This window comes from Flavobacterium sp. WV_118_3 (assembly GCF_039778605.1).
In the GTDB taxonomy this organism is placed as follows: domain Bacteria; phylum Bacteroidota; class Bacteroidia; order Flavobacteriales; family Flavobacteriaceae; genus Flavobacterium.
In genome coordinates, this window is record NZ_CP156060.1 from 3334134 (window position 1) to 3351157 (window position 17024).

The following is a 17024-nucleotide window of genomic DNA, read 5'->3' on the forward strand; positions in this document are numbered from 1 at the left end:
TTATGTGGCAATTTGAAGAACCAAAATATTTTTACCTGTTGGGCGTCATACCGTTTTTGGTAGTCCTTTTCCTGATCAATCTCTATTGGAAACGGAAAAAGCAAAAACAATTCGGTGATCTCGATCTGATTAAAAAATTAAGCCCGGAGAAATCCATTTTTAAACCGGTATTAAAACTGGTGGTGTTACTATTGGCATTGGCGGGAATCATTCTGGCTTTGGTCAACCCGAAAATCGGAACCAAAATGGAAACCGTAAAACGTCAGGGAGTGGACATCGTTTTTGCCGTGGATATTTCTAAAAGTATGCTGGCGGAAGATATTGCACCCAATCGTCTGGAAAAGAGTAAGCAGTTGGTTTCGCAGATTATCAACCAATTGGGAAGTGACCGTATCGGGATTGTAGGCTACGCCGGAAGTGCGTATCCGGTTTTGCCGATTACAACCGATTATAGTGTAGCGAAGATGTACCTGCAAAGTATGAATACCGATATGGTGTCGTCGCAGGGAACTGCATTGTCTGAAGCAATTAAATTGGCAACGTCTTATTTTGACGATCCGCAAACGAGTAAACTAATCGTGTTGATTTCCGATGGGGAAGATCACGGCGACGGTTTTGAAGATGCGGTGGAAGAAGCTCAAAAAAGACGCATCAAAATCCTGACCATTGGTGTCGGAACCGAAAAAGGCGGGCCGATTCCATTGCGAAATCATGGGAAAATTGAAGGTTATAAAAAAGATTCCAAAGGCGAAACCGTAGTAACAAAGTTGTATCCGGAAACCTTGAAAAATATCGCAAAAAGCGCCAGTGGCGGTTATGTGTACGGCGGAAATACCAAAGAAGTGGTGGAGTTCGTGAAAAATGGATTGGACAATCTGGAAAAAACCGACTTCGAAAGTCAGCAGATAGCCGATTTCCAATCGCAATACCAATGGTTTTTAGGAATCGCATTGGTACTGTTATTATTGGACGTTTTCCTGCTGGAACGCAAAACAGCCTGGGTTAAAAAGTTGAATTTATTTAATGAAAAAGAATAATGAAGAAGTGGTTTAGTTGTTATTTTCTGTTGTTTTCATTGGTAATGGCGGCTCAGGTCAAAGACCGGAATCTGCCGCGCGGCAATGAAGCGTTCGGCGAAAAAAACTATTCGGAAGCCGAAGCAGATTATCGTATCTCGCAATCTAAAGTGCCAACACGAGCGACTTCATCCTATAATCTCGGTAATGCCATTTACAGGCAAAACCAACCCGGGGAAGCGAAGTTTGCGTATATGAAGGCGATTGAAAATGCCAAAGGGAAAAAGCAAAAACATAAAGCGATGCATAACCTTGGTAATGTCTTTATGTTGGAAAAAAACTATTCGGGAGCGGTGGAAGCCTATAAAGATGCGTTGCGGAATAATCCGTATGACGAGGAAACCCGTTATAATTATGCGTTGGCCAAACAGAAGTTAAAAGAAAATCCGCCGAAAAATAATAATAAAGACAAAAACAAGGATAAGAATAAAGAGCAACAGGATCAGAAAGATAAGGATAAAAACAAAGATAAAGGCGACAATAAAAAAGACCAGAATAAAGATAAAGGTCAGGATAAAAAAGACGATAAAGGTGATCCGAAAGACAAAAACGGAGATAAAGGCGATAAAGACAAACCGAACGCCCAGCCAAAACCAAGTGGTGCTTCCAAACAACGAATGGAAAACCTCCTGGACGCTTTAAATAATGAAGAGAAAAAAATTCAGGACAAAGTGAAGGCCAGAGAGGTCAAAGGAAGTCCTGTTAAAAATGAAAAAGATTGGTAATCGGACAAAAAAGTATACCTTGTCGGACAAACTAAAGTAGTGACACAAAACAACAATGAATAGAGTTATTTTTCTGCTATTATTATGCTTTCAGGGGCTTTTTGCTCAGGTGCAGTTTGAAGCAACCGTGAGTAAGAATACCCTTGGGATTAACGAACGCCTTCGTATTGATTTTACAATGAACGAAGACGGGGATAATTTCAGCCCACCGGCTTTTGAAGGATTCCGGGTTGTAGGTGGCCCGAATCAGGCGGTGAGCTATTCGTGGATTAACGGAAAAAAATCATTTAATAAATCCTTTTCCTATTTTCTGATGCCGTTAAAAAAAGGACCGGCCATCATTAAACCGGCTTCTATCGAAATCGATGGGAAAATTTATAAAACGAATCCGGTAAAAGTAATGGTTACCAATGCGGTACAGGAAGAAGTAAATCCGTATTATCCGCAACAAAAAACGGGCGAGGGAATTCATCTGGTAGCCGAAATTTCCAAAACCAATCCGTATATCAACGAACCGATAACGGTAGTGTATAAATTATATGTGAGTAACACCGCCAGTGTGAGAAACTGGCGCGAAATGGCCAGTCCGAAATATAACGATTTCTGGAGTCAGAATATCGATATCAAAAAACTGGTTGTGGAAAACGGAAAATACAACGGTGAAGACTATCGTTATGTGGTGTTGCGTAAAACGGTGTTATATCCGCAAAAAGCCGGAAAACTCGAAATAGAACCGCTTTCACTGGACATCGAAGTCGACTTGCCAACCGGACGTCGGGATTTCTTCGGACGTATGGAATATGCCAGCGGTAATAAAACCGTTTCGGCCGGAGCCAAATCGATTAATGTACGCACCTTACCGGAAGCCGGAAAACCTATCGATTTTACCGGCGCAGTTGGTGATTTCGACTTTAAAGTTACACCATCGAAAACCACATTAAAAGCAGGCGAATCACTGAATCTGGTGGTGAGTGTTTCCGGAAAAGGAAACCTGAAATTGTTTAATCTTCCAAAACCGGTAGTCCCAAGTGCATTGGAAATGTACGATCCGGAGCATAAAGAAAAAGTAACCACACCGCTTTCCGGTATGCAGGGCGAAGTGTCGGATACCTATGCAATCATTCCGCAATACAAAGGAAATTATCTGATTAAACCAATGGTGTTTTCGTATTTCGATCTGAGTGCCAATAAATATAAGACGATCAATTCGCCGGAAATAATGATCAATGTAGTGGACGGGCCGTCGCCAACTTCAGGTGATAACCAGGTGGCTTCCTTACCCGGAAAACAAAGTGTGGTGGCAAACGATCAGTTTCAGTTTATCAAACTAAAAACCAATCTGACCAGTATCCATCAAAAAGAATTCTTAGGTTCCGGTTTGTTCTATTCCTTATTGATGGCGCCATTCCTGATCATTCCGATAATTGTATTGGCCCGTAAGAAAAAAGAAGCGATCGATGGTGATGTGGTTGGAAATAAAATCCGTCAGTCCAATAAACTGGCCAAACGATTCCTGTCGGAAGCCAATAAACAAATGGGGAATAAAGAAGCCTTTTATGTGGCAATGGAAAAAGCCTTGCATAATTTCTTAAAAGCGAAATTGCATATTGAAACATCGGAGATGAGTAAAGAAAATATTCAGGAATTGCTATTGTCCCGAAAAGCAACGCCCGAAACGGTTCAAAACTTTTTAGGATTGATGGATAGTTGTGAGTTTGCACGCTATACACCGGCTTCGGTGGGTACCATGCAACAGGATTATGATAAAGCTGTAACCGTAATTTCCGGACTGGAAAAACAAATCACGAACTAATCGCTATGAAAAAGCTATTGTATATCGTCCTTTTCGTTTCCCAGGTATTTTGGGCACAGACTGCTTTTGAAAAAGGAAATGATTTCTATAAAAAAGAAAAATACGAGGAAGCGGCCGCCAGTTACGAACAGGTGGTTCAATCCGGAAAACAATCGTCGGAGTTGTATTTTAACTTGGGGAATGCCTATTATAAGATGCATAAAGTAGCACCAGCTATTTACAATTATGAAAAGGCGTTGTTGCTCAATCCGAAAGATCATGCGGCGCAGACCAATCTGCATTTTGCACAGAAAATGACCATCGATGAGATTAAAATCGTGCCGAAAGTTGGCTTTTCCAAAATGCTAAACGATCTGTTGGATGTATTCCATTATGAAGAATGGGCCTGGATTGCCGTTGGATCAGCTGTTTTTTTTCTGTTGTGTTTTATTGGTTATTATTTTGCCAGTCAAACCATAGTAAAGCGAATCTTTTTCTTCGGAATGTTTGTCGTACTAGTATCGATGCTGATCAGTGTATCGGCGGCTATTGCAGAAAAAGATAATTATAACAGCGAACGACCGGCTATTGTTTTTGCTGAGGTTGTTCCGGTAAAAAGCGAACCTAAAGCAACGGCTTCAGATGCTTTTGTATTACACGAAGGTGCCAAAGTCTTTGTGATCGAATCGCTCGATAACTGGCGGAAAATTCAGCTGACCGATGATAAAGAGGGTTGGATCGAAAAAGAAGCCATCAAAGAATTAAAATAAGATTATAAGATGCCGGTAGTACTACCGGCATTTTTTATACCTTCAAAGCATAACCCAATCGTATTGTATTGGTATTCGTATAAGAATGCTTTTGAATAACTGTGTCAATATGGGACATATGTTGGTTGATTTTCGGTCTTTTTGAATTCTAAAAAAGGAACGATCAATGCTAATTGATGCTATATTTTGTAAAACTTTGGAATCGCTATCGTGTTTATTATGAGTGCTATATGTGTTTTGAGGTTTCCGAAAATTCCTGATAGTACTCCCTACAACCCCTTTGTAATAAACCGATTGCGATTTGTATAGCTAAAAAATAGACTAAGGTTACTATAAAAATTTTTTGGTTTTTTTGTTTGTAACAAAATAACAAATTATGATAAAAAAAGCATTTTTAACTGCTTTATTGGTAGGTGTTTCGGCCTGTTCCAGTGATAGCGGTAACAGTAGTCAAAGTAATGACGTGAAAAAATCATTAGAAATGAAGGTGAAAAACATTATTCAGGAATCGTATGATGATGATGGTAATACAACTTTAGTTATAAAGAATTTTAGCTATGAAAAAGATAAACTGGTTGGTATATCCGAATTGTCTGAAGTGACAAAGATTGAGCTTGAATTCACGTATACGGGTGATAAAATCACAAAGGCGAACTATCAGGTTGGAACTCCTAGAAGTAAAAGTGTTACAGGAATTTATGAAGGCGATAAGTTGGTTCGTATTTCAAATGAAAATTATAAGACCGATTATACATATGAAAAAGGGGTTTTAAAATGCATAGAAGAATTCCATAAAGTAGGTGATTTATGGCGACTATTACGAAAAGAGAGGTTTAAATTTGACCAAAATGGAAATGTAGAAGAGTTACTGATTGGAGAAGTACCGGGGTCAAGAATTAAAAAGAAGTATGTTTATGATGATAAAAAGAACCCTTATAGTAATATGAACCCTTACTTTAAATGTTTTTTTGGAGAAATGAATCTATTAAATCAAAAAAATAATAGCATCAAGGAGGAAATATACAATAACGAAACCAAGATGGAAGCTTCAAAGACAATTTCTTCCCAGATCGAGTATAATAGCGGCGACTATCCGGTTGAAATAAAAAAAATCGATGATAAGAGTGGTAAGTTGCTGTCAAAAATTACAATTACCTATATTTAAGTATAATAAAAAGAAGCCGTTTTTTGAGACACGACCATAACTATGGTGCCAGTAAATTTTTATCGGCACCGTTGTTTTTAATAAAAAAGTCACATATTTGTGAAAATAATAATAACCAATCGAAGTGATCATTACGATGCCGATGAAGTTTCTTTGTCGGCATCGATCGTTTTAAAATCCTCGTACCATTCCTGTACACTCGGGAAAATCAGTTGAGAGGTTTTCTGAATCGGGTTGTAAAACAACGATTTGTCCATTGTTTCCTGCGAAAGGAAATAATTATTAATGTTGATTTTTTGGAAAAGGTTGAGCAGAATACTGAGTATTAAAGCCATTTTTAAGATTCCGAAAACACCGCCGGCAATCGTATTTAACCAGCCCATTTGCGCAAAACTGGCAATTCCGGTAAATAGTTTGGCCAACAGGATTATGCCCACAACAACGAGGATAAATGTAAGTCCGAAAGCGGTTACTTCAATATATTTCGGATTCCAGGAAACATGATTCTCGATAAACGATCGTACCAGATGCGAAAATTTGATCGCCAGAATAATGCCTACAATCAAAGAAATCAGCGACGCAAACGCAGTAAACAATCCCTGGCGGAAACCTTGAATAAATCCGTATAGTAAAACAGCGGCAAGTAGAATGTCAAAAAAGCTCATGGAGTATAGTGTAAAAAGCAAAGATAAAAGAAATAAGAAAAGCATAGCGGAACTTAGTATCTTTACGGCTTATTTTTGATAAAACACTTCCACAGGGAAGTTAAAATGAGATACGATGTCAAGAGACGAACAATTAAAACAGCGTTGGGATACGCTGGTCACAATATTATCCGAACGTTTTGCCGATGGCGAAATGTTGGATCTGGATGCAATCATTTACCTGATCGGCGTTCAGGAACTGGGAAAAATTAAAAATAAATTCAAAAAAGACGAAAAGATCAATCTGATGCATATCGCGATCTGCCGTCTGTTGGAACCTTATGGTTACTATGAGTTTTCTTTTTTCGATGAAGACGGTTGGCCGCATTATACGGTAAAAGAACAATTACCACCACTAAAAGCCGGTGAACAATCGGTGTTGATGAAAGAGGCTATTGTAAATTATTTCCTCGAAAAAGGATTGATCGAATAAAACAAAAAAAGGACAAAAGGCACAATTTACCGGTAAATTAATCAGCAAAAGCAGTAGAATCTGAATCCAAAATCCGTAAATTTGCCCTTTATTGACAGAACGATGATTGATAAGATTAAAGAATACATTAGCGAAGCGCAGGCTTTTACTACAGATAATAAAGAAACCCTGGAAACATTCCGTATCAAGTTCTTAGGAAGTAAAGGCCTTCTTAAAGACTTGTTTGCCGAATTTAAAAATGTTCCCAACGATCAGAAAAAAGAATTCGGTCTGGTGATTAACCTGCTGAAGACAACCGCGGAAGATAAAGTAAAATCCATTCAGGATGCTTTAGAAAGCAAAGAAGAAACCAAAGGTATTTACGGCGATTTGTCGCGTCCGGGAGAACCATTGGTAATCGGATCACGCCATCCGATTTCAATTGTAAAAAATCAGATTGTCGATATTTTTTCCAATATCGGATTCAACGTTTCCGAAGGTCCGGAAATCGAAGACGACTGGCATAACTTTACCGCGTTAAACTTACCGGAATACCATCCGGCGCGCGATATGCAGGATACGTTCTTTATCCAGACCAATCCGGATATATTATTGCGTACCCATACATCGTCCGTTCAGGTGCGTTATATGGAAGATAATAAACCGCCAATCCGAACCATTTCTCCCGGAAGAGTGTTCCGTAACGAAGCAGTGTCATCCCGTTCACACTGTATTTTCCATCAGGTGGAAGGTTTGTATATTGATCAGAATGTTTCGTTTGCCGATTTAAAACAGACCTTGTTGTATTTCACCAAAGAGATGTTCGGAAAATCGAAAATCCGTCTGCGTCCATCCTACTTCCCGTTCACCGAGCCAAGTGCTGAAGTGGATATTTACTGGGGATTAAAAACCGAAACCGATTACCGTATCACCAAAGGTACCGGGTGGTTGGAAATCATGGGATGCGGAATGGTCGATCCGAACGTTTTAAAAAACTGCGGCATCGATGCCGATAAATACAACGGATTCGCATTCGGTATGGGTATCGAACGAATTGCCATGTTGTTATACCAAATCGGAGACATTCGTATGTTCTACGAAAATGACGTCCGGTTTTTAGAACAATTCAAATCCAGCATTTAAAAAAATAAAAAGCGAATAGGTCACACTATTCGCTTTTACACTATTATACCCCGTTAAAAAATGAAAAAAGATATCACGATCCCTAAAGTTGAAAATGTTTATGTAGCCGCTATTCAGGAGTGGAACGACGACTTTATGGAAAATTCATGGTATGCCTACCTGATTAACGATAGCGATGTAAAATTGGAAATGGCACTGGTGGTTTCCAGAGCCTATGGAAAAATAAACGGAGAAGACCGTAAAACCGGAACCTTCCGTCACGCTTTTAATGAAGTAGCACCAAACGCATCTGTTAAAATCGAATTGCTGGAAAACAATGTCCTGCAATTGAACAATGAGTTTATGGTAACCTATTTTCAGGACGGTAAATTATTCGATAAAACCTATGTCTTCCGTACCAATACGATTAATGATAAAGCCTTAGTCGATCTTCCGGTGATGACAAAAAGAGGGATTTTAGGGAAGTAATTTTTGGGTAGGAATTGGTCTGTTCGCGAAATTTTTCCAACTTTATGGAAAATTTACAGCACCATCCGCATGAGAAAGATTCTTTTTTGCTTCCTTTTACTTCAGACAGCCACGCTGTTCTCGCAAAAAAATAACTACGCACAATTCGTAAATCCTTTTATAGGAACCGGAGGTCATGGTCATACCTTTCCCGGCGCAACGGTTCCGTTTGGAATGGTACAGCTTTCACCCGATACCCGTATCGACGGTAGTTGGGATGGATGTGGCGGTTACCATTATTCCGATGCCATTATCTATGGCTTTTCACATACCCACCTGAATGGTACCGGTGTTTCCGATTTCGGGGACATCATGCTGATGCCTGCTATGGGGGAACCGAAACTAAATAGTGACGCGTATCGTTCGCCTTTTTCGCATAAAAATGAAAAAGCAACAGCGGGTTATTATGCCGTCAAACTCGACAACCACAATATCGATGTCCGCTTAACCGCTACAACACGTGTCGGCCTACAGGAATATACCTTTAACCAATCGGGTAAGGCGAATATTATTCTGGATTTGAACCATCGCGATAAACTGTTAATGGGCGATGTTCGGATAATCGATAATCAAACGGTTGAAGTGCTTCGCAGAAGTGAAGCCTGGGCAAGAGATCAGTATGTGTATGCACGGATTGTATTTAGTGTGCCGATGCAAATTACCAATGTCCGCAATAATGGATTCGCACCACCCAAAAATACCGATACCTTTTTTGCCGGATCCCAACTGGCGATAAGTTTTTCAAAAGAAGTAAAAAAAGGGGAAAAGATTCTGGTAAAAGTAGCCTTGTCGCCTACAGGCTATGAAGGAGCCCAAAAAAACCTGCTGGCCGAAATGTCCGACTGGAATTTTGAGGCTGCAAAAAAACAGGCGGAAACCCTTTGGAATAAAGAACTGTCCAAAATTGAGATTACGACTTCCGACAAAGATAAAAAAACGATTTTCTATACCGCATTATACCACACCATGATGCAACCCAACATCGCTATGGATGTGGATGGGCTGTATCGCGGACGTGACAACGAATTACACAAAGCAGAAGGGTTTGATTACTATACCGTCTTTTCGCTTTGGGATACATTCAGAGGTGCGCATCCGCTGTACACGCTTATCGATAAAAAAAGAACCGCCGATTATTGCAATACGTTTATCAAACAATACGAACAGGGTGGCCGTTTGCCGGTTTGGGAACTGGCATCCAATGAAACCGATTGTATGATCGGGTATCATTCAGTTTCGGTACTCGCCGATGCGATGGCAAAAGGAATCAAAGGTTTTGACTATGAAAAAGCGTTTCAGGCGGCCAAACATAGTGCGATGCTGGATCACCTGGGATTGGAGGCCTATAAAAAAAATGGTTTTATCAGTATTGACGACGAACACGAGAGTGTTTCCAAAACGTTGGAATATGCCTACGATGACTGGTGTATCGCACAAATGGCGATGTTGTTAAACAAAGTGGATGATTATCATTATTTTATCAAGCGTTCGCAAAACTGGAAAAATATTTTTGACAATCAGATTGGATTTATGCGTCCCAAGAAAAACGGTGGTTGGGACAAACCATTTGATCCAAGAGAAGTGAATAACAATTTTACCGAAGGAAACAGCTGGCAGTATTCCTTTTTTGTACCACAGGATATTCCGGGTATGATTGAAGCCTATGGTGGAAAGGATGCGTTTGAGAAAAAACTCGACGCAATGTTTGAGGCTCCTTCGGAGACAACCGGCAGGGAACAGGTCGATATTACAGGACTGATAGGGCAATATGCGCACGGGAACGAACCGAGTCATCATATGGCCTATTTGTATAATGCGATCGGAAAACCGGAAAAAACCGCTGAAAAAGTAAAATACATTCTGGATACCTTCTATAAAAATACCCCGGACGGATTGATTGGAAATGAAGATTGCGGACAAATGAGTGCGTGGTATATTCTGAGTAGTATGGGGATTTATGCAGTAACACCGGGAATGCCGGTATGGAGTACGACAACACCGTATTTTGATAAGATATTAATACACTTGGAAGATGGAACCACACGAACCATCACCAAAAAAACAACTGCGGATAAGCTTAAAAATCTGGGATTGCATTCGGATGTTGTAATAGTGAATACCAGTGCATCGGATAAGATTGTGCCGGTTCCGGTAATTGAAGCCGAAAGCAAAGCGTTTAAAGACAAACAAATCATCACGATCCGTTCCGGAAATAAGGAGGATAAACTATATTATTCGGATGGTTCCGCTTCGCAAAAACAATTTGTTCCGTATACCAAACCGGTTACGATTGGGAAATCGGCGGTGATTCGGGCGTATGCCGAAAATAACGGAAAGAAAAGCGCAACTGTAGAAGCATCGTACTTTAAAAAAGAAAACGACTGGACAGTAACCATTGCTTCTAAAAACCATCCGCAATACCACGCCGGTGGACCGGATGGATTGATAGACGGGATTCTTGGTACCGAAAACTGGCGTAAAGGCGATTGGCAAGGCTATCAGGGACAAAATTTTGAAGCGGTGATCGATCTGAAAAAAGTACAATCGGTTTCGCAAATCGATGCCCGTTTTTTACAGGATAGCCGCGCGTGGATTCTAATGCCTACTAAGGTAGACTATTTCCTTTCGGATGATAATGTAAATTTTAAACCGGTGGCTACGGTAACCAATACGCTCGACGCTAAAAATACCGACGTTGCGATCCGTTCGTTTAAAGCGGCTTTCAAAAATAGTACGGCGCGTTATGTAAAGATCGTAGCTTATAATTTCGGGAAATTGCCCGATTGGCACCAGGGTGCAGGTGGCGATGCTTATATCTTTATCGATGAAGTTCAGATAAAATAAAAAACTGCTGACTAAATAAAAAAACACCTGACAGGTTTCCAAAACCTGTCAGGTGTTTTTACTATAATTTTATATCGTTTTACTCTTTTACCGGGAAAAGCAATGAAGCTGCAACCGATAAAATCAAAATACCACCTACGATTAGTAACGAAACCGGTGAGGAAATATGAAAGAATGGTGAGATAAGCATTTTAACCCCGATAAAACTCAAAATAACGGCCAATCCGTACTTCAAACGGCTAAACATATACATGAAGTTGGCCAGAAGGAAATAAAGCGCTCTAAGGCCTAAAATTGCGAAAATATTCGACGTGTATAAAATAAACGGATCGTCCGGAGCAATGGCGAAAATCGCCGGAATACTATCGACTGCAAAAATAAGATCCGTAAATTCGATTACTGCGACAACCACTAATAGCGGTGTTGCCATTTTGATTCCGTTTTCAATGGTAAAAAACTTATCACCATCGTAGTTTTCGCTCACTTTAAAAAAGCGATGAATTAGTCGGGCACCGGGACTTTTGGTAAAGTCTTTGTCACCGTCGTCACCGTCTTCGGCAAACCAGGATTTGATACCGGCAATAATCAGGAAAATACCAAAAATGGATAGTACCACATTAATTCGGGCGGCATGACCAAAAAGGTCCATTTCCGGTAAGTAGGTCATGTTGATCAATTCCACACCGGTGAAAATAAAAATCGCCCGGAACACTAACGCACCGATGATTCCCCAAAAAAGGACTTTGTGATGTAGTTCTTTCGGCACATTAAAAAATCCGAAAACGAGAATAAACACAAAGAGGTTGTCGACCGATAGCGCTTTTTCGATCCAGTAGGCCGATTGAAACTGGGTGAATTGTTCCAGTCCCATAAAGTAATAGATAACCCCGCTAAAGCCCATAGCCAGCGAGATCCATACTACAGACCAGATAAGTGCTTCGCGGTTGGAAACCACATGACTCTTCTTGTTGAAAACACCAAGATCGAGCAATAGCATGATAAAAATGATAACGGAAAAAGCGGTTAGAATACCCGGATGATTAATTAAATGATCCATTGTTGGTTTTTTTTAGTTTTTGCGAAAATAAGACTTCTTTTTTTACCCAAGGGAAAGGCTTGTAAAGTGTTGTTTATTAGTGTTTTATGAGCTGTTTTTTTGAAATGCTTCTAAAGAAAAAAGAATCCTAAACTGAATTTAAAACAATGATTGTCAGTATTTTAAATTCAGTTTAGGATTCTGAGAACGGTATTTTTAGCGTAAACGGGTAAAAATAAAATTTTTTAATCCAATTTTTCCGTCAGTTTTTTAAAGACTTTTTTCGGTTCTTTTCCTTCGTATAATATATCGTAAACGGCATCGATAATTGGCGTTTTGGCTTTGTATTCTTCGTTTAATTTATGGGCACTTTTGGTCGCATAGTAACCCTCGGCAACCATACTCATTTCCATTTGTGCCGATTTTACCGTATAGCCTTTTCCAATCATGTTTCCAAACATACGGTTACGCGAAAAAACAGAATATCCGGTTACGAGTAAATCACCCAGATAAGCCGAATCGTTAATGTTGCGCTTCATTTTGTGTACTTTTTTGATGAACTTTTTCATCTCGCGGATCGCATTGCTCATCAATAAAGCCTGAAAGTTATCGCCATAACCCAAACCGTGTGCAATTCCGGCAGCAATGGAATAGATGTTTTTTAACATCGCGGCATATTCGGTGCCGACAATGTCGTCCGAAATTTTGGTTTTAATATAATGACTGTTCAGATTTTTGGCCATTACTTTGGCGGTTTTCATGTCGCCGCAAGCAATCGTCAGATACGATAAACGTTCCAAAGCCACTTCTTCTGCGTGACACGGACCGGTAATAACGCCAATATTGTCGTATGGAATGTTATACGTTTTATGGAAATGTTCGCCAACAATAAGACTGGTTTCCGGAACAATCCCTTTAATCGCCGAAAAAATGATTTTGCCTTCGAGACTAACCGTTAGTTTTTCCAGTTCGGCGCTTAAAAATGCCGACGGAATGGCGAAAATTACATAATCGGCATAAGCAACCGCCTCGTTTATATCGTCGGTTAAAAGTAATTTATTGGTGTCGAATTCAACAGAACTCAGGTAATTCGGATTGTGTCTGTTTTGTTTGATATGTTCGATAGCATAGGTACTTCTCATGTACCACGCTATCTCCGAAAGGTTTACGCATAACATCTTTGCAATGGCCGTAGCCCAACTTCCCCCACCTATTACTGCAAATTTTGGATGGTCACTCATTATCGTTTTTAATTTATGAATCCAAATGTACTTAAAAACATAGGAAGTACAAAGTATAGGCTGTAAAAGTGCTTCCCACTGTTAAAATCCGATCCGAAAATCCGAAAAATGAAAAGTGGCACACAAATTGGTTACCGTGTTATAATAAAAACCCCGAAGTTATGAAAATGATAAAATTACTTTTAGCTTTAGTCATTACACCCATAGTGTTGTCGTCTTGTTCCATTAACTATGACGACGGTTATATGGGGAATAATGAACCACTTCCGCAACTGATCAACCGTTATGAATTGTGGTATGTGGATTACAACCGGACAACCGGAAACGGAGATATACCTTTTTTGTCACGAGCTTTTACGATTTCGTTTGTCGATGGAACGTTATTCGCAAATAACAACCTCGTTGGAATCGGTTCCACTGGAAATGGTTTTGGAATTAATATAGGATATTATGATTTTTATCCGGAAACCATTCGTTTTTTTCACAATGTTTACGGACAATACAATCTGGAAGTACATCGGTTGAGTGCCAATGAGATTCGTTTGTACGACAGAAGTCGGAATACGTCTTATTATCTGATTGGTTACCAACGTAACAATTTCAATTATAATAGCTTGTTTTACGATAATATTACCTATTTCTTACAGGAATATAAAGCCTGGGAAAAAGTATATACCAGTCAGTATGGGGCTTTAAACGATTTTGATCATGAAAATTTTCTCCAGTTTCTATCCAGTGGAAATAATTTCAGATCGTCGCAAAGTGCGCCTGGAACGCCAGTAAATAACATTTATTGGGATTTTACAGGACTATATGGAATCCATAATATCTACGGAAATCCTAATGCGAAAAATTTAACATTAGATTATGATTTCTGGGGCAATGAAGCGTTTCGATTAACCGTTATTAATGACAGTAGAATTCGATTGTTTCATCAGGCTTCGGGTACGACCTACGAATTTCAGGGAAGAGGATTTATCCAATACCTAAAAGAAGGCGGACAGAAGCGGGTCAAACAGGAGGAACTCAAGTTAAGTTAAAATAAGTTACTATTTTTTGTTTTTGGTGAAGAAAGGCGCTCCGGATTTTTTCGGGAGCGCCTTTCGTTTTTTAGAATACGGAAAGGATTAGTAACTCATTTCTACGATTTCGCGTACTTTTTCAAGCGTGATATTCTGACGCTCGCCCATCGCTTTCCATCCTCTTTCTGCGAAACGGTCTACGATAAAATCGGCTGTTTTTTCATAATCGGTGGTATAATTGGAAATCTTGGTATCCATTCCCATCGTATGGAAAAACTGAACGGTTTTTTCGATTGCCTGAGTCGCTTTTTCCTCTACGGTTTCACCGGTTACCTTCCAGATACGCTCACCGTATTGCGCCAGTTTTTCTTTTTTGGTTTCAAACAACACGCGGTATAAGTTTGGACCGATAATCGCCAATGTTCGGGCGTGGTCAATTTCGTATAAGGCGGTTAGTTCGTGTCCGATCATATGCGTTGCCCAATCGGTTGGAACACCTTTTTGAATTAATCCGTTTAAGGCCATCGTACAGCTCCACATAAAATTGGCTGCCAATTTATAGTCGGTTGGATTTTCTACCACATCCGGTCCGATTTCAACTAAGGTTTGTAGGATACCTTCGGCGATACGATCCTGTAATAAAGCGTCGTGCGGATAGGTAAGGTATTGTTCCATAACATGCGTAAAGGCATCCACCACACCGTTTTGCAATTGGCGTTTTGGTAAGGATGCAATTACCGTAGGGTCACAGATGGAAAATTTCGGGAATAAAGCCGAACCACCAAACGATAGTTTTTCCTGTGTTTCGTTAATCGTGATCACCGCTCCGGAGTTCATTTCACTTCCCGTAGCCGGTAGGGTTAATACCGTTCCAAATGGCATTGCGTTTTCTTTGATCAATAATCTTTTGTGCAGGATTTCCATTGGATTTCCGTCGAAATGTACGGCTGCCGATATAAATTTTACACCGTCGATAACGGAACCACCACCAACAGCCAGAATGAAATCCAGTTTTTGTTCGCGGATTACCGTTACGGCTTTCATTAGGGTTTCGTAACGCGGATTGGGTTCGATACCGCCAAATTCTACGATTTCAAAACCTTGTAAAGCGGTTTTAACCTGATCGTAAACACCATTTTTAAAGATGCTTCCACCGCCATATGCCAGTAAAATTCTGCTGTTTTTCGGAACCAACTGTCCTAGTTTTTCCGTTTGCCCTTTTCCAAAAATTAAGTTGGTCGGGTTATATAATTCGAAGTTTAACATAGTATGTTTTTTTAACAAAGGTATTTAACTGCAAAACGATTGAAGTTAATATAATGATAAAATAAACTGCCGTTGGTCGGTGGTTTTAATAGATTTATCGATATAATGTATTGATTTTTAAATGTTTGGTGTTTAGTGTGTAAATTTATAGGTAACCAATTAAATACATGATGATGAAAACAATAGTACGCTCACTGCTACTTTGCAGCACCTTGTTGTTCATGGCTGCCTGCGAAAACGAACCGGTTGTTTCCAATTCACCGGGTTCTGAAATGAACAAAACAGAAAATCTTGTTTTTGATGTTTCCAATGCCTGTTATACTACCGACCTGATGGCGGGACAATTTTACCTTGCCGGGAATGTTTATGTAAAAATGGATGCGAATAATGTGTATGTGATTTATAATGCTATAAATGACTGGAAAATCAAAGCGACCCATTTGTATGTAGGCGATTGCAATCAGATTCCGCAAACAAGTACCGGAAATCCGATTCCGGGAAAATTTCCATTGGCTACGAATAATCCTTCGGGTGTACAACAGGTGGTGTATACGATTGCGAAGTCCGGATTAGGCGATTGCTTTTGTATTGCAGCACATGCCGAAGTATCCAGACCGGGTCAGAGTGAAACCGCCTGGGCGAAAGGAGATAACTTTCCGGGTAGTAACTGGGCAATGTTTTTTAGTATTTGTAAATCCAATTGTCTGGATGAAGAACAACACTAATGATTACTTTTTATAGAATAGGTTGTGGTCGATGTATTCCCATACTTTAACCGGTAACATTGGTTTGATGTTTTTACCGTTTTTGATATTGTCGCGAATAAACGTTGCGGACAATTCAATTACCGGAGCGCCAACCCTATGGATTTTCGGATGGTTGATAAATTCACCGGAGATTACTTCGGATGAAATCCGCGGATAAACAAAAATAGTGTGGTTTTGAAGGATTATTTCGTAGTTCTTCCATTTGTGAAGTGAATTCAGGTTGTCTTCACCCATAATCAGAGAAAATTCATGGTTTGGGTATTTCTCCTGTAAATGCGCCAATGTGTTTACCGTATAATTGGGTGAAGACAGCTTGAATTCTATATCGGAAGGCTTTATTTTGGGATAGTCTTCGGTTGCCAGAAAAACCATTTGCAGGCGATGGTAGTCGTCCAGCAAACTATTTTTCTTTTTGTGTGGATTATGTGGCGTTACAACCATCCATATCTGGTCCATATCGGTGTTTTCCGCCATATGATTGGCGATGATCAGATGTCCGATATGAATGGGATTGAAAGTTCCGAAATAAAGCCCTATTTTCATGGGAGTTGTAT

General features: G+C 39.8%; 16 protein-coding genes. 11 read left to right on the forward strand and 5 right to left on the reverse strand.

Features of this window, described 5'->3' with window-relative positions; all coding sequences use genetic code 11:
- The first annotated feature begins 2 nt into the window (after positions 1-2).
- From ABFU83_RS15625 to ABFU83_RS15645, 5 genes are all read left to right on the forward strand, one after another.
- Positions 3-1037, forward strand: a complete 1035-nt coding sequence (locus tag ABFU83_RS15625) for a VWA domain-containing protein (protein WP_347067276.1) — start codon at positions 3-5, stop codon at positions 1035-1037.
- Positions 1037-1801 (forward strand): tetratricopeptide repeat protein, encoded by a 765-nt coding sequence (locus ABFU83_RS15630; protein WP_347067277.1) that lies wholly within the window; start codon positions 1037-1039, stop codon positions 1799-1801. Before ABFU83_RS15625 ends, ABFU83_RS15630 begins: the two co-directional genes overlap by 1 nt.
- Positions 1802-1856: 55 nt before the next feature.
- Entirely contained in the window at positions 1857-3614 is a 1758-nt protein-coding gene (locus tag ABFU83_RS15635; protein ID WP_347067279.1) for a BatD family protein, read from the forward strand.
- Positions 3615-3619: 5 nt separating this feature from the next.
- Positions 3620-4363: a tetratricopeptide repeat protein gene (locus ABFU83_RS15640; protein ID WP_347067281.1), complete on the forward strand. Its 744-nt coding sequence runs from the start codon at positions 3620-3622 to the stop codon at positions 4361-4363.
- Positions 4364-4739: 376 nt separating this feature from the next.
- Positions 4740-5528 carry a hypothetical protein gene (locus ABFU83_RS15645; protein WP_347067283.1) on the forward strand — a complete coding sequence of 263 codons (789 nt, stop codon included), beginning with the start codon at positions 4740-4742 and terminating at the stop codon, positions 5526-5528.
- Between the two features lie 131 nt (positions 5529-5659).
- Here ABFU83_RS15645 and ABFU83_RS15650 read toward each other — a convergent pair whose 3' ends face one another.
- On the reverse strand, positions 5660-6193 hold the full coding sequence (locus ABFU83_RS15650; protein ID WP_347067285.1) for a CvpA family protein: 534 nt from the start codon (positions 6191-6193) through the stop codon (positions 5660-5662).
- 115 nt (positions 6194-6308) lie between these two features.
- Here ABFU83_RS15650 and ABFU83_RS15655 point away from each other — a divergent pair, with 115 nt between their 5' ends.
- The 4 genes from ABFU83_RS15655 (at position 6309) to ABFU83_RS15670 (ending at position 11138) form a co-directional block, all read left to right on the forward strand.
- On the forward strand, positions 6309-6665 hold the full coding sequence (locus ABFU83_RS15655) for a hypothetical protein (protein WP_347067286.1): 357 nt from the start codon (positions 6309-6311) through the stop codon (positions 6663-6665).
- A 102-nt stretch (positions 6666-6767) separates the two neighbouring features.
- On the forward strand, positions 6768-7787 hold the full coding sequence (gene pheS, locus ABFU83_RS15660; RefSeq protein ID WP_347070230.1) for a phenylalanine--tRNA ligase subunit alpha: 1020 nt from the start codon (positions 6768-6770) through the stop codon (positions 7785-7787).
- A gap of 60 nt (positions 7788-7847) precedes the next feature.
- Positions 7848-8255 carry a hypothetical protein gene (locus ABFU83_RS15665; RefSeq protein ID WP_347067288.1) on the forward strand — a complete coding sequence of 136 codons (408 nt, stop codon included), beginning with the start codon at positions 7848-7850 and terminating at the stop codon, positions 8253-8255.
- 69 nt (positions 8256-8324) lie between these two features.
- Positions 8325-11138 (forward strand): GH92 family glycosyl hydrolase, encoded by a 2814-nt coding sequence (locus ABFU83_RS15670; RefSeq protein ID WP_347067289.1) that lies wholly within the window; start codon positions 8325-8327, stop codon positions 11136-11138.
- Positions 11139-11217: 79 nt separating this feature from the next.
- Here the strand turns inward: ABFU83_RS15670 and ABFU83_RS15675 are convergent, their stop codons facing one another.
- Complete coding sequence (locus ABFU83_RS15675) at positions 11218-12195, reverse strand: TerC/Alx family metal homeostasis membrane protein (RefSeq protein WP_347067291.1); 978 nt, start codon at positions 12193-12195, stop codon at positions 11218-11220.
- Between the two features lie 224 nt (positions 12196-12419).
- On the reverse strand, positions 12420-13415 hold the full coding sequence (locus ABFU83_RS15680) for an NAD(P)H-dependent glycerol-3-phosphate dehydrogenase (protein WP_347067292.1): 996 nt from the start codon (positions 13413-13415) through the stop codon (positions 12420-12422).
- A 161-nt stretch (positions 13416-13576) separates the two neighbouring features.
- Between ABFU83_RS15680 and ABFU83_RS15685 the strand changes: the two genes are divergently transcribed.
- Positions 13577-14455, forward strand: a complete 879-nt coding sequence (locus tag ABFU83_RS15685) for a nicotinic acid mononucleotide adenyltransferase (RefSeq protein ID WP_347067293.1) — start codon at positions 13577-13579, stop codon at positions 14453-14455.
- 87 nt (positions 14456-14542) lie between these two features.
- Here ABFU83_RS15685 and ABFU83_RS15690 read toward each other — a convergent pair whose 3' ends face one another.
- Entirely contained in the window at positions 14543-15703 is a 1161-nt protein-coding gene (locus ABFU83_RS15690; RefSeq protein ID WP_347067295.1) for an iron-containing alcohol dehydrogenase, read from the reverse strand.
- Between the two features lie 173 nt (positions 15704-15876).
- Here ABFU83_RS15690 and ABFU83_RS15695 point away from each other — a divergent pair, with 173 nt between their 5' ends.
- Entirely contained in the window at positions 15877-16428 is a 552-nt protein-coding gene (locus ABFU83_RS15695; protein ID WP_347067297.1) for a hypothetical protein, read from the forward strand.
- Between the two features lie 3 nt (positions 16429-16431).
- Here the strand turns inward: ABFU83_RS15695 and nadD are convergent, their stop codons facing one another.
- Positions 16432-17013, reverse strand: a complete 582-nt coding sequence (nadD, locus tag ABFU83_RS15700; protein ID WP_347067298.1) for a nicotinate (nicotinamide) nucleotide adenylyltransferase — start codon at positions 17011-17013, stop codon at positions 16432-16434.
- Positions 17014-17024: the final 11 nt, after the last annotated feature.